Origin of the sequence: Pseudomonas sp. IzPS59 (assembly GCF_014863505.1) — a bacterium.
Classification (GTDB): domain Bacteria; phylum Pseudomonadota; class Gammaproteobacteria; order Pseudomonadales; family Pseudomonadaceae; genus Aquipseudomonas; species Aquipseudomonas kribbensis.
On sequence record NZ_CP062251.1, the window covers coordinates 2074727 to 2096180 of the forward strand.

General features: G+C 59.6%; 23 protein-coding genes. 4 read left to right on the top strand and 19 right to left on the bottom strand.

From position 1 onward, the window contains the following. Positions 1-29 precede the first annotated feature (29 nt). Positions 30-764, bottom strand: coding sequence for a fumarate/nitrate reduction transcriptional regulator Fnr (fnr, locus tag IF189_RS09410; RefSeq protein ID WP_007951654.1), 735 nt, complete (start codon positions 762-764; stop codon positions 30-32). Between the two features lie 155 nt (positions 765-919). On the opposite strand from fnr, the gene IF189_RS09415 reads away from it, so the two are divergent. Continuing rightward, positions 920-1402, top strand: a complete 483-nt coding sequence (locus IF189_RS09415; RefSeq protein ID WP_119426416.1) for a hypothetical protein — start codon at positions 920-922, stop codon at positions 1400-1402. Here the strand turns inward: IF189_RS09415 and hemN are convergent. The 16 genes from hemN to ccoN (IF189_RS09495) form a co-directional block, all read right to left on the bottom strand. Next, positions 1399-2781 (bottom strand): oxygen-independent coproporphyrinogen III oxidase, encoded by a 1383-nt coding sequence (gene hemN, locus IF189_RS09420; RefSeq protein WP_085711935.1) that lies wholly within the window; start codon positions 2779-2781, stop codon positions 1399-1401. The two genes, IF189_RS09415 and hemN, sit on opposite strands and share 4 nt — an antisense overlap. 85 nt (positions 2782-2866) lie before the next feature. Further along, entirely contained in the window at positions 2867-3550 is a 684-nt protein-coding gene (locus tag IF189_RS09425) for a sulfite exporter TauE/SafE family protein (RefSeq protein ID WP_064378773.1), read from the bottom strand. Then, positions 3543-3755: a cbb3-type cytochrome oxidase assembly protein CcoS gene (gene ccoS, locus IF189_RS09430; protein ID WP_134826023.1), complete on the bottom strand. Its 213-nt coding sequence runs from the start codon at positions 3753-3755 to the stop codon at positions 3543-3545. Before ccoS ends, IF189_RS09425 begins: the two co-directional genes overlap by 8 nt. 22 nt (positions 3756-3777) lie before the next feature. Beyond that, positions 3778-6228 carry a heavy metal translocating P-type ATPase gene (locus IF189_RS09435; protein ID WP_192553162.1) on the bottom strand — a complete coding sequence of 817 codons (2451 nt, stop codon included), beginning with the start codon at positions 6226-6228 and terminating at the stop codon, positions 3778-3780. A 12-nt stretch (positions 6229-6240) separates the two neighbouring features. Beyond that, positions 6241-6780 (bottom strand): FixH family protein, encoded by a 540-nt coding sequence (locus IF189_RS09440; protein WP_085711939.1) that lies wholly within the window; start codon positions 6778-6780, stop codon positions 6241-6243. Positions 6781-6791: 11 nt separating this feature from the next. After that, complete coding sequence (ccoG, locus tag IF189_RS09445) at positions 6792-8207, bottom strand: cytochrome c oxidase accessory protein CcoG (RefSeq protein WP_085711940.1); 1416 nt, start codon at positions 8205-8207, stop codon at positions 6792-6794. A 258-nt stretch (positions 8208-8465) separates the two neighbouring features. Further along, entirely contained in the window at positions 8466-8894 is a 429-nt protein-coding gene (locus tag IF189_RS09450; protein WP_192553163.1) for a type II toxin-antitoxin system VapC family toxin, read from the bottom strand. After that, positions 8895-9149: a type II toxin-antitoxin system Phd/YefM family antitoxin gene (locus tag IF189_RS09455; RefSeq protein ID WP_065259746.1), complete on the bottom strand. Its 255-nt coding sequence runs from the start codon at positions 9147-9149 to the stop codon at positions 8895-8897. A gap of 170 nt (positions 9150-9319) precedes the next feature. Then, positions 9320-10303: a cytochrome-c oxidase, cbb3-type subunit III gene (gene ccoP / locus IF189_RS09460; protein WP_085711941.1), complete on the bottom strand. Its 984-nt coding sequence runs from the start codon at positions 10301-10303 to the stop codon at positions 9320-9322. Then, a complete protein-coding gene (locus tag IF189_RS09465; RefSeq protein WP_003175465.1) occupies positions 10300-10485 on the bottom strand; it encodes a CcoQ/FixQ family Cbb3-type cytochrome c oxidase assembly chaperone in 186 nt (61 codons plus the stop codon). The genes ccoP (IF189_RS09460) and IF189_RS09465 overlap by 4 nt, the downstream gene beginning before the upstream one ends. Positions 10486-10491: 6 nt before the next feature. Then, on the bottom strand, positions 10492-11100 hold the full coding sequence (gene ccoO / locus IF189_RS09470; protein ID WP_007905434.1) for a cytochrome-c oxidase, cbb3-type subunit II: 609 nt from the start codon (positions 11098-11100) through the stop codon (positions 10492-10494). After that, positions 11100-12542, bottom strand: coding sequence for a cytochrome-c oxidase, cbb3-type subunit I (gene ccoN / locus IF189_RS09475; RefSeq protein WP_085711942.1), 1443 nt, complete (start codon positions 12540-12542; stop codon positions 11100-11102). Before ccoN (IF189_RS09475) ends, ccoO (IF189_RS09470) begins: the two co-directional genes overlap by 1 nt. Positions 12543-13023: 481 nt before the next feature. After that, positions 13024-13977 (bottom strand): cytochrome-c oxidase, cbb3-type subunit III, encoded by a 954-nt coding sequence (ccoP, locus tag IF189_RS09480; protein WP_192553164.1) that lies wholly within the window; start codon positions 13975-13977, stop codon positions 13024-13026. Continuing rightward, positions 13974-14171: a cbb3-type cytochrome oxidase subunit 3 gene (locus IF189_RS09485; RefSeq protein ID WP_192553165.1), complete on the bottom strand. Its 198-nt coding sequence runs from the start codon at positions 14169-14171 to the stop codon at positions 13974-13976. Before IF189_RS09485 ends, ccoP (IF189_RS09480) begins: the two co-directional genes overlap by 4 nt. A 5-nt stretch (positions 14172-14176) precedes the next feature. Beyond that, positions 14177-14785: a cytochrome-c oxidase, cbb3-type subunit II gene (gene ccoO, locus IF189_RS09490; RefSeq protein ID WP_085700207.1), complete on the bottom strand. Its 609-nt coding sequence runs from the start codon at positions 14783-14785 to the stop codon at positions 14177-14179. Between the two features lie 10 nt (positions 14786-14795). After that, positions 14796-16220 carry a cytochrome-c oxidase, cbb3-type subunit I gene (ccoN, locus tag IF189_RS09495; RefSeq protein WP_011333291.1) on the bottom strand — a complete coding sequence of 475 codons (1425 nt, stop codon included), beginning with the start codon at positions 16218-16220 and terminating at the stop codon, positions 14796-14798. 95 nt (positions 16221-16315) lie between these two features. Here ccoN (IF189_RS09495) and IF189_RS09500 point away from each other — a divergent pair, with 95 nt between their 5' ends. Both IF189_RS09500 and IF189_RS09505 read left to right on the top strand, forming a co-directional pair. Continuing rightward, positions 16316-16993, top strand: coding sequence for an alpha/beta family hydrolase (locus IF189_RS09500; protein WP_192553166.1), 678 nt, complete (start codon positions 16316-16318; stop codon positions 16991-16993). 900 nt (positions 16994-17893) lie between these two features. Beyond that, the gene (locus IF189_RS09505; protein WP_192553167.1) at positions 17894-18253 is read left to right on the top strand and encodes a DUF6124 family protein; all 360 of its coding nucleotides are present in this window, start codon (positions 17894-17896) and stop codon (positions 18251-18253) included. Between the two features lie 312 nt (positions 18254-18565). On the opposite strand, the gene IF189_RS09510 is transcribed toward IF189_RS09505, so the two are convergent. Beyond that, positions 18566-19174, bottom strand: coding sequence for a hypothetical protein (locus IF189_RS09510; RefSeq protein WP_192553168.1), 609 nt, complete (start codon positions 19172-19174; stop codon positions 18566-18568). After that, positions 19164-20294, bottom strand: coding sequence for an XRE family transcriptional regulator (locus IF189_RS09515; RefSeq protein ID WP_192553169.1), 1131 nt, complete (start codon positions 20292-20294; stop codon positions 19164-19166). Before IF189_RS09515 ends, IF189_RS09510 begins: the two co-directional genes overlap by 11 nt. Positions 20295-20593: 299 nt before the next feature. Here IF189_RS09515 and IF189_RS09520 point away from each other — a divergent pair, with 299 nt between their 5' ends. After that, positions 20594-21421 (top strand): pentapeptide repeat-containing protein, encoded by an 828-nt coding sequence (locus tag IF189_RS09520; protein ID WP_225739955.1) that lies wholly within the window; start codon positions 20594-20596, stop codon positions 21419-21421. Positions 21422-21454 lie beyond the last annotated feature (33 nt).

The window sequence follows — 21454 nt, forward strand, 5'->3', positions numbered from 1 at the left end:
GAAACGATACGCTCGGCCGCGGGTCGAGATCAGACTTCGAGCGAGCCGCCAGCCAGGGCGCAGAGCTGGATCGGGTCGAGGATATGGATTTCCTTGCCCTCGGCGGCGATCAGCTCGTTCTGCTGGAAGCGGGTGAAGACCCGGGACACGGTTTCCACCGCCAGCCCCAGATAGTTGCCGATTTCATTGCGCGACATGCTCAGGCGGAACTGATTGGCCGAAAAGCCGCGAGCGCGGAAACGCGCCGACAGGTTGACCAGGAAGGTGGCGATGCGCTCGTCAGCGGTTTTCTTCGACAACAGCAACATCATTTGCTGGTCGTCGCGAATTTCCCGGCTCATCACGCGCATCAACTGACGGCGCAGCTGCGGCAGTTGCAGGGCCAGTTCGTCGAGGCGTTCGAACGGAATCTCGCAGACCGAAGTGGTTTCCAGGGCCTGGGCAGAAACCGGGTGTTTTTCGGTGTCCATGCCGGACAGACCGACCAGTTCGCTCGGCAGGTGGAAACCGGTCAATTGTTCTTCGCCGGTGTCGCTCAGGCTGAAGGTCTTCAGGGCGCCGGAGCGTACTGCATAAACGGAATCGAAGGTGTCGCCCTGGCGGAACAGGAACTCACCCTTTTTCAACGGGCGGCCACGTTTAACGATTTCGTCCAGCGCATCCATGTCTTCCAGATTCAGCGAAAGTGGCAGGCAGAGAGGGGCCAGGCTGCAATCCTTGCAATTAGCCTGGTTATGAGCGCGCAGTTTAACTGGCTCGGACATTTCTTAAATCCTTGTGGGAAAACACACATAAGGCGTAAGGGTAACCCAGGGGAGGACATTCAGGCCAGCCTGTGGCGAGATTGCCCCAACGGCATAAAGCCGCAGGAATGACGGCCGATAACCAGGTATCTGACGGCATGCAAGGAACCGCTTCGATGACTGCTATTGGCACGCTGACCCCCGGTAACAGTGGCGTTGCGTCGTTGCTGGAAAGTGCTGAAACCTCCGTTGACGATGAGTCCGGCACAGACGCGGCATCGTTGGGAACCCCGACCTTGGTCGAGGGCGTCAAAGTGTCGCTGTCCGGTGCCGCCATTGCAAAATCCGCCGGTGTCGGCGGGAAAAACAGCGATATCGATGAAAGCGGCTTGCCGGAAAACGTCCAGCAATTGCTGAAGATGATTCGCAAGTTGCGCCAGCAGATCGCCGAAAAGAACGCCCAGATCAACGCGCTGATGGCTAACAAGACCCTTTCCAACGAAGAGCGATTCGCCAAGATCGCGGCTCTCAAAGGCGCCATTTCCGCCCTCAACAACGGTCTGATTACCGCCAACCTGTCCCTGGCCAAGGTCATCGACCAATCGGGCCTGACCGCGGACCAGAACCTGAAAACCAATACCTTGCTGATGAAGAGCTAGATCACCCGCGAAAAACGCTGGCGGTTCTGCTGTTCCAGATACGCATCGAACACCATGCACACCGAACGCACCAGCAGGCGCCCGGCCGGCAGCACATTGATTCGTTCGCGATCCAGTTCGATCAAGCCGTCCTTTGCCATGCCTTGCAACTGCGGCCAGAGCGCGCCGAAGTAGCCCTGAAAATCGATGTTGAAACTGCGCTCGATCTCGGCGAAATCCAGGCTGAAGTTGCAGATCAGTTGCTGAATCACCGCGCGACGCAAGCGGTCGTCAGCATTGCACACCAGGCCACGACTGGTGGCCAGTTGCGCGCCGGCCAGGGTGTTCTGGTAGTGATTGAGGTCGCTGCTGTTCTGGCAGTACAGATCGCCAATCTGGCTGATGGCCGACACGCCCAGACCGATCAGGTCGCAATGACCGTGGGTGGTATAGCCCTGGAAGTTGCGTTGCAGGGTTGACTCTTCCTGGGCAATCGCCAGTTCATCGTCGGGCAGGGCGAAGTGGTCCATGCCGATGTAGCGGTAGCCGGCGGCGGTCAGTTGTTCGATGGTGCGTTGCAGCATTTCCAGTTTTTGCGTCGGGCTCGGCAGTTCGTTGCCGTTGATCCGCCGCTGCGGCATGAAGCGTTCCGGCAGGTGCGCGTAGTTGAACACCGAGAGCCGGTCCGGTTGCAAACTGATGACTTCTTCGACGGTGCGGGCGAAGTTGTCCGGGGTCTGCTTGGGCAGGCCGTAGATCAAATCGATGTTGATCGAGCGAAATTGCAGGGTGCGCGCCGCGTCGATCACCGCACGGGTTTCTTCCAGGCTTTGCAGGCGATTGACCGCCCGTTGCACCGCCGGGTCGAGGTCTTGCAGGCCGATGCTGACCCGGTTGAAGCCCAGTTCCCGCAGCAGGCCCATGGTCGACCAGTCGGCTTCGCGCGGGTCGATCTCGATGCCGTAATCGCCGGAGTCGTCATCCAGCAGATTGAAATGCTTGCGCAGGTGCGCCATCAACTGCCGCAATTCATCGTGGCTGAGAAAGGTCGGGGTGCCGCCGCCGAAGTGCAGTTGTTCGACTTTCTGCGCCGGGTCGAGGTGGCAGGCGATCAACTGGATCTCCTGCTCGAGCCGTTGCAGGTACGGCAAGGCGCGGCCGCGATCCTTGGTGATGACCTTGTTGCAGGCGCAGTAGTAGCAGATGTTCGCGCAGAACGGCACGTGCACGTACAGCGACAGCGGGCGCAAGGCCTTGCGGCTGTCGCGCAGGGCGTGGAACAGGTCGAAGGTGCCGACCTGACTGTTGAATTGCACGGCCGTCGGATACGAGGTGTAGCGCGGCCCCGCCAGGTCGTAGCGGCGGATCAAATCGGTGTCCCAACGAATGGCGTCGAGCATGCGGGCATTCCCCCGGATAGGCTGGCAGTGTGAGCGAGTCTAGGGGAGGGCGCGGCGGGGCATCTTGATTTGCATCAAGCCTGGGTCAGTGGCCCATCAGCCAGTGCTGGTGCGGCCCCGGCAGGGTCCAGATACCGAACAGGATCACCAGCAGACCGCCGGCCATGCGCACGCTGCGCTTGCGCAACAGCGCCGTGACCCGCTCGGCAGCGAGGCCTGTCGCGAGTAAAACCGGCCAGGTGCCGAGCCCGAAGGCGAGCATCAGCAAGGCGCTGTCCAGCGCATTGCCCTGACTGGCCGACCACAGCAACGTGCTGTAAACCAGCCCGCACGGCAGCCAGCCCCACAGCGCGCCGAGCAGCAGGGCCCGGGGCAGGCTCGACACCGGTAGCAAGCGGTTGGCCACTGGTTGAATGTAGCGCCACAGTCCGCGACCGAGGCTTTCGATGCGGGTCAGGCCGCTCCACCATCCGGCCAGGTACAAGCCCATGGCGATCAACAGCAAACCCGCGATTACGCGCATGAACAATGCCGCAGGACTGTTGGCCACTGCCCATCCCGCCAGCCCGATCAGCAATCCGGCCGTGGCATAGCTGAGGATTCGCCCGAGGTTGTACGCCAGCAGCAATCGAAAGCGTCGGCTGCGTTGTTCCTTGGGAATCGCCAGGGTCAGCGCGCCCATCAAGCCGCCGCACATGCCCAGGCAATGCCCGCCGCCGAGCAGGCCGAGAATCAGCGCAGACACCAGCAGCGGCGCCAGTTCAAGCATGGGGTGGCGCCTTGTCGTCCGGTCTGGTCGGGTTGGCTTCGTCCACGGCGGCGGTGTGCTTCGGGTCCTGGTCGTCGAACAGGATGCTGTGGGCCGGGCCGTCGAGGTCGTCGTACTGGCCGCTGTCCACCGCCCAGAAGAAGATGTAGACGGCGATGGCCACGATCAGCAGCGCGGCCGGAATCATCACGTAGAGAGCTGGCATCTGTACTCCATGCCCGCGCGGCTCAGGCCGGCAGCGGGCGGGTTTCTGACGAGGCGTTGACGGCCGGCGCACTCGGCAGGCGAGTCAGGCGCAGGGCGTTGAGCACCACGGTCAGGGAACTGATCGACATGCCGACGGCGGCCCACACCGGAGTGATCCAGCCGAGGGCGGCGAACGGCAACATGAGGCCATTGTACAGCGCGGCCCACAACAGGTTCTCGATGATCACCCGGCGCGTGCGGCGGGCGAGCGTGAAGGCTTGCATCAAGGCGTCGAGACGGTTGGACAGCAGCACCGCGTCGGCACTGGTTTTCGCCAGATCCGTGGCTGAACCCATGGCCACGCTGATGTCGGCGGCAGCCAGCACCGGCACATCGTTGACCCCGTCGCCCAGCATCAACACCTTGCGGCCGGCCTTGTGCAGTTGTTGCAGCACTTGCAGTTTGTCGTCCGGACGCAGACCGCCCCGGGCTTCGTCGATGCCCAGTTCGGCGGCGACACTGGCGACCATCGGCGAACTGTCGCCCGACAGCAGCAGCGTGTGCCAGCCGCGCGCCTTGCACGCGGCGAGCAGGGCTGGGGCGTCGGCGCGCAGGCGATCATCGAGGACGAACCAGGCCAGCGGTCCCTGAGCGTCACCGAGCAATAGCCATTGGCCCGGTTCGTCGGGCATCGTCGGCACAGGCGCGGCGCTGAGGTCACAGACAAACTCCGCCTGGCCAATGCGTAAACGCTGTTCGCCGACCAATCCCTCTAGCCCCAGCCCCGGTGTGCTGTGCACCTCTTCGGCGGCCAGCGGCGCCCGGCCAAAGGCGCGGGCAATCGGGTGTTCCGAACGGTTCTCCAGCGCAGCAGCCAGACTCAGGCACTGATCGCTGTCGAGGGCGCCGAGCGGGCGGATCGAACGCAATACCAGACGCCCCTCGGTGAGGGTGCCGGTCTTGTCGAAAATCACCGTGTCGATCTGGTTCAGGCCTTCCAGCACATGGCCGCGCGTGAGCAACAGGCCAAGTTTGTGCAGGGTGCCGGTGGCGGCGGTGAGGGCGGTCGGCGTCGCCAGTGACAGTGCGCACGGACAAGTGGCGACCAGCATCGCCAAGACAATCCAGAACGCCCGCGATGAATCCAGCTCCCACCACAGCAGACCGATGGCCGCCGCCGCGATCAACGACAGCAACAGGAACCACTGCGCGGCGCGGTCGGCGATTTCCGCCAGCCGAGGTTTTTCCGCCTGGGCGCGATCCAGCAGGCGGACGATGGCCGACAACCGCGTGTCCTGACCCAGCGCCTGCACTTCGACGGTCAGCGCACCTTCCACATTCAGCGTGCCGGCGGTGACAGCATCGCCCAGTGTGCGCGGTTGCGGCAGGTATTCGCCGGTCAGCAGCGATTCATCGATACTCGACTGGCCGTCGAGGATCTTGCCGTCCGCCGGAAGCACAGAACCCGGTTGAACCAGCACCCGGTCGCCAAGGCGCAGCTCGCTGAGCAGAATGCGTTCACTTTGGCCGGCGTCATCGAGGCGCAGACATGAGGCCGGCAACAGATTGACCAGTTGTGCAGTGGCGGCGGCAGTGCGTTCCCGGGCGCGGCGTTCCAGATAGCGCCCGGCCAGCAGGAACAGCGCGAACATCCCGACTGCGTCGAAATACAGCTCGCCGACCCCGGTGATCGACGTCCAGATCCCGGCGACGTATGCCGCGCCGATCGCCAGCGATACCGAGACGTCCATGGTCAGATGACGGGTGCGCAGGTCGCGCATGGCGCCTTTAAAAAACGGCGCGCAGCTGTAGAACACAATCGGCGTGGTCAGGAACAGCGCGACCCAGCGCAGGATGGTGTGCAGCTCGGGGCTGAGGTCGATGTTGAATTCCGGCCAGGTGGCCATGGTCGCCATCATCGCCTGAAACCACAGCAGCCCGGCGACCCCGAGTTGGCGCAGGGCGAGGCGGTTTTCGCTGGCCAGTTGTTCGCTGGCGCGGTCGGCCTGATACGGGTGCGCGGCGTAGCCGATGTGGCGCAGTTCGCCGAGGATCTGGCTCAGCGGCAATTGTCCGTCGGCCCAGCGTACGTGCAGGCGATGGTTGGACAGGTTCAGCCGCGCCTCGGCCACGGCGGGCAGCGTGCGCAGGTGTTTCTCGATCAGCCAGCCGCACGCGGCGCAACTGATGCCTTCCATCAACAGCGTGGTTTCGGCCAGTTCACCTTCGTGGCGGACGAAAGGTTGCTGCACGTCGGCGCGGTCATACAGCGCCAGCTCGTCCACCAGTTGCACCGGCAGCGCCTCGGGGTTGGCCGAGGCTTCGCTACGGTGCTGGTAATAACTTTCCAGCCCGCCGGCGACAATGGCTTCGGCCACGGCCTGGCAGCCCGGGCAGCAGAACTCGCGGGACTCCCCGAGCACGACAGCGGTGAAGCGGCTGCCCGTCGGAACGGGCAGGGCGCAGTGGTAACAGGGGAGTGGGGTGGTCATCAGGAGAGTTGCTTACTTGTCCAGGTCTTCCGCGCCTTGCAGCGGTTCGTCACCGAGCAACAGATCCTTGTCATGGCTGACCACTTCTTCCTCGAACATGCGCCACACCTGGTCACCTTGCGATCCGAGCAACTCGACAAAACGACGGCCTTCGACCTTGTCGTTCACCTGGCCAATGTAACGACCCTGCTCGGTTTCGCTGCGGGTCAGGACAATCTTGCGATCCTTGTCCGGCTGGGTCGGCGAGATCAGGTTCAGTTCCAGGGTTTTCGGCTGGCTGTCGCCACTCAGGCGTAGATCGACTTCCCCGGTCACGTCGTCCAGATGAACGTTGGCGCGCATTTTCAGGTTTTGCGCGAGCATTTCACGGTCCAGCGAACGGTTGATGCCCTTGCCGGCCTCGTAGTAGTTGTCGTTGACCAGGTTGTCCGGGTTGTTCACCGCAATGGTCACCATGGACAGCGTCAGGGTCACCGAGCAGGCCAGAATCCCGATGATGATCCACGGCCAGAGATGCTTGTACCAGGGGCTTGCGGCGTTTGCTGCGGGCATGTTCAGTTCTCTCAACGATTTTGTGGGCCGATGAACCGGCTCTTGGCTTCTACGTGGACGCTGTCGTCATCGGCATCCTTGAGGATGAATTTCACCTCGTTGGTGCTCGACGGCAGTTGTTCGGGCGCGCTCGACAGCTCGACCGGCATGCTGAAGATTTCCCCGGCGGGCACCTTGATCTCGCGTCTGCCTTGCAGGCGCAGATCCGGCAGACCGGCGGCTTCCAGCACATAGGTGTGGTCGCGCTGATCCTTGTTCATGATCTTCAGGCTGTAGACGTTTTCGATCCGGCCTTCGGCGTTCTCGCGATACAGCACGCGGTCCTTGCTGACGTCGAAACCCACCAGCGAGCGCATGAAGAAGGCCGTCACCAGCAGGCTGATCATCGCCAGCAGCACCACGGCATAACCGATCAGGCGCGGACGCAGTTTATGGGTTTTCTGACCGGACAGGTTGTGTTCAGTGGTGTAGCTGATCAGCCCGCGGGGGTAGTCCATCTTGTCCATGATGCTGTCGCAGGCATCGATGCACGCGGCGCAGCCGATGCACTCGATCTGCAAACCGTCGCGGATGTCGATGCCGGTTGGGCAGACCTGGACGCACATGGTGCAATCGATGCAATCGCCCAGGCCCTGGGCCTTGTAATCGACGCCTTTCTTGCGCGGGCCACGGCTTTCGCCGCGACGCGGATCATAGGAAACGATCAGCGTGTCCTTGTCGAACATCACGCTCTGGAAGCGCGCATACGGGCACATGTAGATGCACACCTGCTCACGCAGCCAGCCGGCGTTGCCGTAGGTGGCGAGGGTGAAGAAGCCGACCCAGAAATACGACCAGCCATCGGCCTGGCCTGTGAAAAAGTCGAACACCAGTTCGCGGATCGGCGAGAAATAGCCGACGAAGGTCATGCCGGTGACGAAGCCGATCAGCAGCCACATGGCGTGCTTGGCGAATTTGCGCAGGAATTTGTTGGCGCTCATCGGCGCCTTGTCGAGCTTGATGCGCTGGTTGCGGTCGCCTTCGGTGACCTTTTCGCACCACATGAAAATCCACGTCCACACGCTTTGCGGACAGGTGTAGCCACACCAGACCCGGCCGGCGTACACCGTGATGAAGAACAGGCCGAACGCGGCAATGATCAGCAGGCCCGAAAGCAGGATGAAATCCTGAGGCCAGAAGGTGGCGCCGAAGATGAAGAACTTGCGCTCCGGCAGGTTCCACCACACGGCCTGGTGGCCGCCCCAGTTCAGCCACACCGTACCGAAATACAGCAGGAACAGCGCCGTGCCGCCCATCATCCGCAAATTGCGGAACAGGCCGGTGAAAGCACGGGTGTAGATTTTTTCTCGAGAGGCGTAAAGGTCGACGCTGTTGTTCGCGTTCTTGTTGGGGGGCGTGACGTCGTGTACCGGAATCTGATTACTCATCATTGCATCCCACGGCAGTGGAAAAATGCCTCGGTCGATACGTGCCGGCCGGGGTCAGAAAGGGTGTTGCAGTGGCGCAATGATACGCCTGTGATGCCGACGAACGGGTGCGACCTTTGGTCGCGTTGGGGAAAAAACCTGAATGGTGTAGCGAATGTAACAAAGCATGATGCAGATCAATTGACTTGCTAAGTATGGACGGGTTTGCGAGCGGCGTCGTTCGCTGGTCCCGCATTCCTGGCCGACGTTGAGACGAAATCAAAAGGTATCGGCATTTCTGCTGTCCCAGGGATTGATCAATGCAACGCCACTGGATTCAAAGTCGGCGATATTGCGAGTGACCACCGTCAGGCCATGCACCAATGCCGTTGCAGCAATCAACGCATCACTTTCATTGGCCCGATCTGGCACATGAAGGCGCGCACATCGCAAGGCGACAGCAGCATTGACCGGCAGGATTCTCGCGTCGAAGGCCGGCATCACGTGGCGCTTGAGCCAGGTGCGCAGTACCTTGCCCTGAGCCGGGTCGCGGCGCTCCATGCGAAGGACGCCGGTCTCCAGCTCCTTCAAGGTAATGGCCGAGATGAACATGCGAGGGGCAATGACTGTTCTGGCCCAGGCGACAACGTTCTTGTCGGCCTGGGGTTTGCGCAGTTCGGAAATCACATTGGTGTCGAGCAAGTACATTCAGGACAGATCCACGGGGCGGTGAGTGATCACGGCACGCTCGGTTTCGAACTCGATGTCTGCCGCTTCAGGCATGACCAGCAGATCGACGATGCTCGCGTTGAGGCCGGTGAGTTTTTCGTACTCCTCAATGCTTAGCAGTACGTGGGCGGGCTTGCCACGGTCGGTGATGATTACAGGCCCGTTGCGCGTGGCTTTTTTGGCACTGCTTGTGTCCTGATTGAATTCGCGGCTGGAAATGGTGGTGATGGCCATCATTGCGACCTCTCCTGAAGAAGGAATGTAGCAACGTTACTACCGCTTCTGGTGTCTCACAACCGGGAAGGCCTGACGAGCCTGACCGCTGGTCGGCCATTCAAGGGCAGAAACAAAAAGGCCCCGCCAGTTCTCACCGGCGGGGCCTTTTTTTGCTTCAAGCGTCGGCCTTACTGCGCCTCTGCTTCCGGTGCTTTTTCACCATGGGACAGGCTGTAAACATAAGCCGCCAGCAGGTGAACCTTGTCGTTGCCTTGCAGTTGTTCCTGGGCAGGCATCTGGCCCTGACGGCCGTAACGGATGGTCTGCTGCAGCTGCGCGAAGCTCGAACCGTAGATGAACGCGGCCGGGTGGGTCAGGTTAGGGGCGCCCATTGCCGGGGTGCCTTTGCCTTCCGGACCGTGGCAGGCCACGCAGTTGGCGGCGAACAGTTTCTGGCCGTTGGCCGGATCTGCCTTGGTGCCTTCCGGCAGCTTGCGACCATCGAGGTTGGTCAGCACGAATGCCGCCACGTCGGCCACGCCTTGTTCACCGATCACTTCAGCCCAGGCCGGCATTACCGCGTGACGGCCGCCCATGATGGTGGTCTTGATGGTTTCCGGCTCGCCGCCCCAGCGCCAGTCGGCGTCGGTCAGGTTAGGGAAGCCATAAGCGCCCTTGGCGTCGGAACCGTGGCAGACCGAGCAGTTGGAGGCGAACAGACGGCCACCCATTTTCAGGGCTTGCGGATCCTTCGCGACTTCTTCGATCGGCATGGCCGCGAACTTGGCGAAGATCGGACCGAACTTGGCGTCCGAGCGAGCCATTTCCTTTTCCCACTCGTGAACGCCGGTCCAGCCGGTCTGGCCGTTGGCGAACGGGGTCTGCTTTTCGTTATCGAGGTAGTTGTAGCCCGGCAGCAGACCTTTCCAGCTGCCCAGGCCCGGGTACAGCACCAGATAACCCAGAGCGAAGACGATGGTGCCCACGAACAGCATGAACCACCATTTCGGCAGCGGGTTGTCGTACTCCTCGATCCCGTCGAAGGAGTGGCCGACCGTCTCGTCGGTCTGCTCGGTGCGCTGGCCCTTGCGGGTCGACAGCAACAGCCAGGTCAGGGAAAAGATCGTACCGAGACTGAGGACTGTGACGTACAGACTCCAGAATGTAGTCATTCTTTGTTACTCCTAGAAGCTTGCTCGACGTGCTTGATGGCTTCGGGATCATCCGCGAAGGGCAGCAAGGTCGCGTCTTCAAACTCCGACTTGCGCTTGGGGCTGAACACCCACAACGCCAGGCCGATGAAGGCAACCATCACGACAACGGTGCCCAGGCCTCGAATCATCCCGATATCCATTAAGAATCACCGTTTGCTTTTGATGATGGTGCCCAGGCCTTGCAGATAGGCCACCAGCGCGTCCATTTCGGTTTTACCCTTCACAGCGTCTTTTGCACCGGCAATGTCTTCGTCGGTGTAAGGGACGCCGAGCGTGCGCAACACTTCCATTTTCTTGGCCGTGTCTTTGCCGTCGAGCTTGTTTTCCACGAGGAACGGGTAAGCCGGCATTTTCGACTCAGGCACGACGTTGCGCGGGTTGTACAAGTGCGCACGTTGCCAGTCATCGGAGTAACGACCGCCGACACGGGCCAGGTCCGGGCCGGTACGCTTGGAACCCCACAGGAACGGGTGATCCCAGACGCTTTCACCGGCGACCGAGTAGTGGCCGTAGCGTTCGGTTTCGGCACGGAACGGACGGATCATCTGCGAGTGGCAGCCGACACAGCCGTTGGCGATGTAAACGTCGCGGCCTTCCAGTTCAAGGGCGGTGCGCGGCTTCATGCCTTCGACCGGCTTGTTGGTGACGTCCTGGAAAAACAGCGGAACGATTTGGGTCAGGCCACCGACGCTGACGGCGATGACCATGAAGAAGGCCAGCAGGCCAATATTCTTCTCGACAGCTTCATGCTTCATCAGTGAGCTCCAACTACGGCGATCTTGGCGGCGGCTTCAGCTTCAGCCGGGTCCGAGGCGCGAACGGTGCGCCACACGTTGTAGGCCATCAGGAACATGCCGCTGGCGAAGAATGCACCGCCCAGGGCACGAACGATGTAGCCAGGGTGGCTGGCCTGCAGCGCTTCGACGAACGAGTAGGTGAGGGTGCCGTCGTCGTTGATTGCACGCCACATCAGGCCTTGGGTGATGCCGTTGACCCACATCGAAGCGATGTACAGCACGGTACCGATGGTCGCGAGCCAGAAGTGCGCGTTGATCAGACCGACGCTGTGCATCTGCGCGCGGCCGAACAGTTTCGGGATCATGTGGTAGATCGCGCCGATCGAGATCATCGCTACCCAGCCGAGCGCGCCGGCGTGTACGTGGCCGATGGTCCAGTCGGTGTAGTGCGAGAGCGAGTTGACGGTCTTGATCGCCATCATCGGACCTTCGAAGGTCGACATGCCGTAGAACGCCAGCGATACCACGAGGAAGCGCAGGATCGGGTCGGTGCGCAGCTTATGCCAGGCGCCCGAGAGGGTCATCATGCCGTTGATCATGCCGCCCCAGCTTGGTGCCAGCAGGATGATCGACATCGCCATGCCCAGCGATTGTGCCCAATCCGGCAGTGCGGTGTAGTGCAGGTGGTGCGGGCCGGCCCAGATGTACAGGGTGATCAGTGCCCAGAAGTGCACGATCGACAGGCGATAGGAGTAGATCGGGCGTTCGGCCTGTTTCGGCACGAAGTAGTACATCATCCCCAGGAAGCCGGTGGTCAGGAAGAAACCCACGGCGTTGTGGCCGTACCACCACTGGATCATCGCGTCGGTCGCACCGGCGTAGGCCGAGTAGGACTTGAAGAAACTGACCGGCAGCGAGGCGTGGTTGACGATGTGCAGCATCGCGGTCACGACGATGAACGCGCCGTAGAACCAGTTACCGACGTAGATGTGTTTGGTCTTGCGCTTGGTGATGGTGCCGAAGAACACCAGACCGTAGGTGACCCAGACAATGGCCAGCAAAATGGCGAGGGGCCATTCCAGTTCCGCGTATTCCTTGGTGGTGGTGTAACCCAGCGGCAAGGTAATGATCGCGCCGACGATCACCGCTTGCCATCCCCAGAAGGTGAAGGCCGCGAGGCTGTCGGAAATCAGTCGCGTCTGGCAGGTTCGCTGCACGACATAGTAGGAAGTGGCAAACAGTGCACAACCACCGAAGGCGAAAATCACCAGGTTTGTGTGCAACGGGCGCAGGCGTCCAAAGCTCGTCCACGGCAGACCGAAGTTCAACTCCGGCCAGACCAGTTGCGAGGCAATGAAGACACCGAGCCCCATGCCAAGGATCCCCCAGACCACCGTCATGATGGCGAACTGGCGGACTACCTTATAGTTATAAGCAGTCGGACTGATTGCTGTGCTCATTCTAAGGTTCCACGGTTTGGGTGTTTTATTAGGATTAAAATCGGCCGCAAGTATGTAGAAAGCAGGGGGTCAATGCAACGCGCCATGACCTGGGTCAATGCTTTCCAACGCTGATTCTGCGGCCTTTCCATGCGCCGCGTAAGGACAAAATTGCCCTCGGGCAAAATGTCGCAGCGGACGAAAAAAGCGAGGGGTCCCAGTCGGATGTAACGGGGTGTGTTCGAACGCTCGGTTCGGGTGACGGACGGTAATCGGCACGACAGCCGGTATCTACCGGCCTTTGCGGCCATGTCAGTCAGCCGATTCGTTCAACGCCTCGCTCGGGGTCGACCTGGAACCGGCACGGGCCAGTCCGCATCGAGCAAGCGTAGACCCGAATCCGGGGAACCGAAAGGAGAGGGCAAGAAGGGGTGCGACAATGCGTCGCAAAGAGGCTGGAAACTGCCGCACTGGAAACGTGCGGCAGTGTTGTGCTCAATGATTACTGTTTGTTGTCTTCAGTAATCAGTTTTTCTGTATTCAATCCATGGCTAAGGCTGTACACATAAGCGGCCAGCAATTGCACTTTATCGTTGCCCAGCAGCTCGTTCTGAGCCGGCATGTGGCCCTGACGACCATGGCGAATGGTCTGTTCAAGCTGGGTCAGGCTGGTGCCATAGATAAATCCGGCCGGGTGCGTCAGATTCGGCGCACCCATGGCTTCAGTGCCCTGGCCGGTTGCCCCATGACAGGCTACGCACATGGTGCTGAACGTCTGCTGTCCGGCTTGCAGGTCGGCCTTGTTGTCCGCCGGCAGTGGCAGCCCGGCCAGTTCGTGACGCACGTAAGCGGCGACGTTTTTCACGCCCACCTCACCGAGTGACTCGCCCCAGGCCGGCATCGCCGCGATCCGGCCACCCATGATGGTGGTCTTGATCGTCTCGGCACTGCCGCCCCAACGCCAGTCCTGGTCGGCCAGGTTAGGGAAGCCGAAGGCACCCTTGGCGTCCGAGCCGTGGCACACCGAGCAGTTGGAGGCGAACAGGCGGCCACCCATTTTCAGTGCCTGCGGATCCTTCGCCACTTCTTCCACCGGCATGGCGGCGAATTTGGCGAAGATCGGCCCGAACTTGGCGTCGGCCTTGCTCATTTCCTTTTCCCACTCGTGGACGCCGGTCCAGCCGTTCTCGTAGCCGGGCAGGATACCTTTCCAGTTGCCCAGGCCCGGGTAGAGGATCAGATAGCCCACGGAAAACACCAGCGTGCCGGCGAACAGCATGAACCACCACTGCGGCAGCGGGTTGTCGTACTCCTCGATGCCGTCGAAGCTGTGGCCCATGGTCTGGTCGACGCTGCCCTTGGTCTCGCCCCGACGGGTGCCGACCAGCAGCCAGGTCAGGCCGATCAGGCTGCCGATGGTCAGTACGCAGATCCACGTACTCCAGAAGGTGGTCATGGCCGGGTACTCCTTGTTTCATTAGCTTGGGTAGTGTCGGGTTGCGGCTCGTCGGCAAACGGCAGCAGGCGCGCTTCGGCGAATTCCGGTGTGCGCTTGCGGTTGAACACCCAGAGGGTCAGGCCGACGAAGGCCACGAACACCACGACCGTGCCGAGGCCGCGTATCAGCCCCGCGCTCATTTCAAAGGCCATCTCAATCACCTCTTGCTCTTGATCGCAGTGCCAAGCACTTGCAGGTAGGAGACGAGGGCGTCCATTTCGGTCTTGCCCTTGAGGCTGGCCACCGCGCCGCTGATGTCGTCGTCGGTGTACGGCACGCCGAGGGTGCGCATGACCTTGAGCTTGGTTTCGGTGTGGCTGCTGTCGACCGGTTGGGTGACCAGCCATGGGTAGGCCGGCATTTTCGATTCCGGTACGACGTTGCGCGGGTTGTACAAGTGCGCGCGGTGCCAGTCATCGGAGTAGCGCGAACCGACACGGGCCAGGTCCGGACCGGTACGTTTCGAGCCCCACAGGAACGGGTGATCCCACACGCTCTCGCCAGCCACCGAGTAGTGGCCGTAGCGTTCGGTTTCGGCGCGGAACGGACGGATCATCTGCGAGTGGCAGCCGACGCAGCCTTCGCGGATGTAGATGTCGCGGCCTTCCAGTTGCAGCGCGGTGTAGGGCTTCATGCCTTCCACCGGTTTGTTGGTCACGTCCTGGAAGAACAGCGGGACGATCTGGGTCAGGCCGCCGATGCTCACGGCGAACACCATCAGCAGCATCAGCAGGCCGACGTTCTTTTCAATCGTTTCGTGTTTCATGGCGGACTCCTCAGGCCATCTGCGCGGCAGCAACGACGTCAGCAGGCTGCGAGGCCCGCACGGTGCGCCAGGTGTTGTAAGCCATCAGGAACATGCCGCTGAGGAAGATCGCCCCGCCAATCAGCCGCACGACGAAGCCTGGGTGGCTGGCCACCAGGGTTTCGACGAAGGAGTAGGTCAGCGTGCCGTCCTCGTTCACTGCACGCCACATCAGGCCCTGGGCGATGCCGTTGACCCACATCGAAGCGATGTAGAGCACGGTGCCGATGGTCGCGAGCCAGAAGTGCGCGTTGATCAGGCCGATGCTGTGCATCTGCTCTTTGCCGAAGACTTTCGGGATCATGTGATACAGCGCGCCGATGGAAATCATCGCCACCCAGCCGAGGGCGCCGGCGTGTACGTGGCCGATGGTCCAGTCGGTGTAGTGGGAGAGGGCGTTCACGGTCTTGATCGCCATCATCGGACCTTCGAAGGTCGACATGCCGTAGAACGCCAGCGACACCACGAGGAAGCGCAGGATCGGGTCGCTGCGCAACTTATGCCAGGCGCCCGAGAGGGTCATCATGCCGTTGATCATGCCGCCCCAGCTCGGTGCCAGCAGAACCAGCGACATCACCATGCCCAGCGACTGCGCCCAGTCCGGCAGCGCGGTGTAGTGCAAGTGGTGCGGACCGGCCCAGATGTACAGGGTGATCAGCGCCCAGAAGTGCACGATCGACAGGCGATACGAATACACCGGACGTTCGGCCTGTTTCGGCACGAAGTAATACATCATCCCGAGGAAACCGGCGGTGAGGAAAAAGCCTACGGCGTTGTGACCGTACCACCATTGCACCATCGCGTCGGTCGCGCCGGCGTACACCGAGTAGGACTTGGTGAAGCTCACCGGCAACTCGAGGTTGTTGACGATGTGCAGGATCGCCACGGTGATGATGAACGCGCCGAAGAACCAGTTGCCCACATAAATGTGCTTGGTCTTGCGCTGCATGATCGTGCCGAAGAACACGATGGCGTAGGCGACCCAGACGATGGTGATCAGGATGTCGATCGGCCATTCCAGCTCGGCGTACTCCTTGGAACTGGTGTAACCCAGTGGCAGGCTGATGGCTGCCAGGAGGATCACAAGCTGCCAGCCCCAGAAGCAGAAGGCGGCGATTTTCGGCGCAAACAATTGCGTCTGGCAGGTGCGCTGCACCGAGTAGAACGAACTGGCGAACAAGGCACAGCCGCCGAACGCGAAGATCACCGCGTTGGTGTGCAGCGGGCGCAAGCGTCCGAAGCTGGTCCACGGCAGGTTGAAGTTGAGTTCGGGCCAGACCAATTGAGCCGCGAGAAAAACCCCGAGCCCCATGCCGACGATGCCCCACACCACCGTCATAATGGCGAATTGGCGGACCACCTTGTAGTTGTAGGCGGTACTGATAGAAGTGTTCATGGTTCCCCATCCACGGTTCAGCCGAAGTGAGCGCGCGCAGAAAACGCCGCGAATCCTTCGCCTGGAGTTATAGGCAGACTAAAAGCGAGGCAAGCATGGACAAACAGCACAAGGCCAGTATTGACGGGGATCAATGGGCGCAGTGCCTGCGGGATCATGGGTGGCTTTGGGATGCGGCCAGTGGTGAGGCTTCGGCGACGCTCATTCTTGCCCATGGGGCGGGGGCGCCGATGGATAGCGACTGGATGAACGATATGGCTGGGCGCCTTGCCGGGCTTGGGGTGAATGTGTTGCGGTTTGAGTTTCCTTATATGGCGCAGCGGCGGGTTGATGGCAGCAAACGTCCGCCGAATCCGGCGCCTAAGTTGCTCGAATGTTGGCGTGAGGTTTATGGCTTGGTGCGACTTCATGTCGCTGGGGTTTTGGCGGTTGGCGGGAAGTCGATGGGGGGGCGGATGGCCAGTTTGCTTGCCGATGAGCTTGGCGCTGATGCATTGGTTTGTCTGGGGTATCCGTTTTATGCGGTTGGGAAACCGGAGAGGCCTCGGGTTGAGCATTTGGGTTCTTTGCGGACTCGGACGTTGATTGTTCAGGGGGAGCGGGATGCGCTTGGCAATCGCGAGGCGGTCGAAGGTTATTCGTTATCGCCGGAAATTGAAGTGTTTTGGCTGGCGGCGGGGGATCATGATTTGAAGCCGCTCAAGGTTTCCGGGTTTACGCATGAGCAGCATTTGGCTTCGGCTGCGGAGAAGGTTGCCGGGTTTCTTCGTTGAGGTTTGGTTTTGGGGTGTATATCCGTTGCTGCGGTTATGGCTGCTTAGGGTTCCGCCCTTACGGCGGGTCACTTTTGGCAAACGCCCCAAAAGTAACCAAAAGGTCTTGCTCCTACGTTCGGCCCGCTCGCTAAAGCTCGGGGTTCCTTCGCTCCGGGATTCATCCGGGGGGCATCGCCTACGGTTTGCTTCGCTGCACCTCCTCTCGATGTGTTTGGCTTCGCCAAACGGTCGCTGCGCTCCCGCCCCCGGATAAATCCCTCCACTCAGCCTTCCGACGTCGCCCGTGGATCAAGATCAAAAGCGGTACTCGAGCTAACGCTCATCGTTTTGAGTGGTGAGAAGCGGATGCGGGCTGCTTTTGTTTTCTGTGGGAGCCAGCCTGCTGGCGATGGCGGCCTGACAGCCGACCAGTTTCTTGCAGACTTCACGCAATCCCTGTGGGAGCGAGCTTGGTCCGGGCGGCGATCCGACGAAAGCGGTCTGTCAGAACACATCAAAAGAGCAGGGTAATGCCCGGCCGTTTTTTGCACATAAACGTAATCCAGCAACCATGTTTAAAGTACACGAACCGTTACGCCATAAGGGCTACAACACCTTGCGTCGTTGCCTACGCGTACGCCAGAATCCGCCGGCTTACGCGGCTTGGAGAGGGCTATATCGTTTCCCTGTCACTGAAAAACAGTGATCGGGTTTGGTAGCCCGCTTCGTTTACGGTCGTATGGCATCACCTTATGCAGCCTCTTTTTTGCGGCTCAGTTTTATATGGTGGACATGCGTGGGGCTCATTCGTGAGCGCCGGGTTCCGTACTCGACCGGTCTACCAACCCGCGCATGGCCGCCACCCATCGTTTGGTAGCGTGGGTGATGGCTCCTATTTTTCGATACGGAGCTTCATATATGTTCAAAGCCACACCTAACCCACCAGAAACCGATCCAACCTCCAACGACCCCGCGCTCGAATCCCAAAAGACAAAAGAAGCCGCCGACCGCGCACTCGACTTTTACCTCGGCCCCGAAATCCCGAAGTACTTCCCACCCAAGGCCCGCCCCATCTACATGGTCGATCCCACGCTCGATGACGAAACGCTGCTCGTCGAAGCCTGTGAATCGCTGTCGTCAGCCAACGCCATGGCCGGCAATATCGCCAACTCGGTGAAAGGCCCGGAGCGCAAACCGCTGCTGGCGCTGCAACAGCTGATCATGTTGAACGAGCTGCTGGTGAATCGATTGCTGGATAAGCTGAAGTTGCCAAAATAGTTTCGCTGGCTGTTATGGTCTCTTCGCGAGCAGGCTCGCTCCCACAGGGGATTGGTTTCTGGCGCCTAATCCGTGATCACCGCCGATCCAATATAGGAGTGAGCCTGCTCGCGGTGACGGCTTGCCAGACTCCACGAATTCCAGCTCAAAACAAAAAGCCCGGACACTGGGGGGTATGTAATGCTGGTGCGAGACGCGTTTGAGGTCAAAGTCCAATTGCAGCTGGGTCATAGGCGCTCTATAAGGGTAGTCAGGCGAGTCTTAGCGATTCGCCCGACGGGCTCAGTGGGCCGCAGGGCCCGATACGTCTTTTCAAAGCCCAGCGTCGAAATCAGTGGCCTTACTGGGCGCCTGGATGTTCAGCCGGCACTGTAGCGCCATGCCATAGGCCGTCCCCAAATGCGTGGCTAGCGAGCCCCCCATTGCGATATGTTGAGAAATAACCAACTGGTGATCCGCATCCGTAAGGACATTGGTGAAAATGAGCCAAGAATGCATGTGAGGAGTTGTCTGCGTTATCGCTTGAGCAACGCTTTCTGAAAGCGCTTTGGCTTTGCGATCATCAGTGATGAAGGCTTGACGAATCCTGCTTGCAAAAGCGATTGATGATAGCTCGCCCTTACCTAGTTTTTTTCGGCTTTCAAGGCTTGCAATGGCTTGGAGATCGTCAATGCTGCAGGAGTGAGAAGCAAATTGACCCTTGGTTTGCTCTTGCTGGAGGCGCTCTCTCAACTCTAGGTCGGCTTCGGTAGGGGCTGTGCGAGGCTTGACCAAGCATTCGTAAAGAACGAAACCCGTCATGCAGAACTCGCATTTGGCTTCTTGAGCCGCCGCGTACAGTCGGCGCGAAGACAAAATGTTCCACACCGAGCAGGTGTCGGCCACATTGATCTTGTGGAATTTCGATGGATCAATAGCCATGTATTGTCCTGCCATACAGGGAAGCAAGCGCCGTCAGTTCGCCGTAGCCGCAAAGGAGAGCTTCGGCGAGCCTACCGAGGCTGATGATGCCTTGGCTATGCGCATCCAAACATAGCTTCACGTAGTGATCGGACAACCCGCGTTCGAGTAGCGCAGCTTTCCTGGCGCGTTGTTGGGGGGTGAGGCTCTCTGGTAGTTCGGGATCTATCTTGGCTTGACGAGTAACACGGTAACCTCGGATACGTCGACTGGTTTCAAGGTCAGCGCGCTTTGAGATTTTCAAGGCGATTCCTAAGGCTTCACAGCTAACTCGAAACTTATTCGCCCACTCTAGAGCGACCTCTTCAGACCAGGTAGCTGGGTCGGAAAGCAAGCGGAGTGTTTCCGGAGGCATGAGATAGCAGGAGGCAAACCTGTTTGCCCGCACCTCTCTCATGTCTTTATCTCCTGGGATGGTCACGCTTGCCCCTTCGTCGCTGTCAAAAATACAGTGAGCCATTTCGTGTGCTGCACTGAATCGTTGTCGGTAAACGTCCTCGGTGTAGTTGACTAAAATGCATTTGCCAGCGACAGGGTGCATTACAAACAGGCCTGAGATTTTGGAGTTGGATAGCTTTCGTCTGAAAACATGCACGCCTACTGAGCGAAACTCGGAGTAGATGTCGCGAGGCACCTCTCTGTCGGTATGACCCATTTGCTGACGAAATGCCTTCGCCGCACCTTCGGCATGAGCGAGGAGGTAAGTACCTCGTGGCGTGTAGACAAATGTGCTGGCAGTACCACGTAGCTCTTGGGTTAAAAATTCTTCGGTTTCGCAGAGGTATAGAAACTCTTGAATGGCAGAGCGATCCTCTTTTGAGAACTCTCGGCCATGCGCCCGATAGAGCGTTTCAGTTTGTTCGAACGGAGCGACTTGTTCGTTTGAGATGAAGAATTTGAAATCGCATCGATAGTAGTCTGCGAGGATGAGCACCTCGTCTCCGGTAGGTTCCAACTCACCTTTCTCGATACTACTCAGGCGCTCAGCGTTGATAGCAGTGAAGGCTGCGACTTCGTCAACGGATCGCTGAAGCTGAATACGGTAGCGTTCAAGCTTGTTGCCAAGGGCCTGGAGATTCATGTGCTTTTTTGACGTCCTGTTAGGCGATGCACCGAGACATCATAGTCGGTTTTTGTTGCGAAAACGCCCATGGAGTTTCGGCTACGCAAGGGGGGAGTCTTGTATCTCGCCCAAACCTTTTGAGGGGAAGCGAGGCTTGACGGTGGCTCGCTTTTTTTCCATTATGCATTAGCGCCATTGACGGTGGCGTTCAGCCCTAGCTTGGAAAAGCCTCTGCACCGTCGTTTCAACTTCCTCTCCCGCCACCTTGAATGGTCAGCTGATACTAGGGCTTAGCGTTGACCGTGAGAGGCTAGGCTATGAATTTCCCTGATACCCCTTCGCTTGCTGCTTTCAAGTCGGATGCTACTGTTCTGCTTCATGAACTACGTAGTGGCTGTCGCTCTGCATTAGACAGAGCAATCCGTGCTCAGTTGATCAGTTCGGGCCCTGCTAACAGAGATATCTGTCTTCGTATTCTTGCTAAAGAATACGGTGTGACCTACACAAAAATTGTCGCTAGAGATCGGATGATTTCGCGATACGTGGCCCATTGTTTTTCCCAGGGCTTTTGGCGGCAGCCCTATAGCGGAGTGTTTCGTCGAGCCCGTTTTTTACTGCAGTTTGATGCGCTTGTTGAGTGCCTACGTGACCAAGTTCCTCTCGCAGTAGCTGCGGACAAACGGGGCGTGGATTTCAGTGGTTTTCATTTTAGTTCGTTGCTATTTAGCAGAATTGGGTGCGTCCTCAAACGCAAGAAAGTCCCTGATTTCAGCTATCTTCAAGCGCCTGGGAGCTTAGTGCACTATCACTGGTTTCAGGATGTTCAGAAGGCGAGTCACTCGAACTTCAGCAATGCAAAGTTTTACTCGATTTCTGCAGATCCTGTAGTTCAACCTGGCGCCTATGGCTGGGAGACAGACTTCAGCCAAGCAGATTTGAGAGGTGTTGATCTTCGTGGAGCCTATCTTCGAGGAGCCTGCTTTTTGGGGGCTAAACTGGACGGAGCTGATCTACGCAATGCAAATATCAACCAGTGCATATTTACCGGGGCCAAGGGGGCGTTCGTGAGCGGCGAAATTCTTTACCACAATTGGGACGTTGGCCCGAAGGGGGTTATCCCGTGGCTGCCAGACGATGAGGTCTAAATCGTAATTCCCAGCTTCTGATGTCCCACCCAC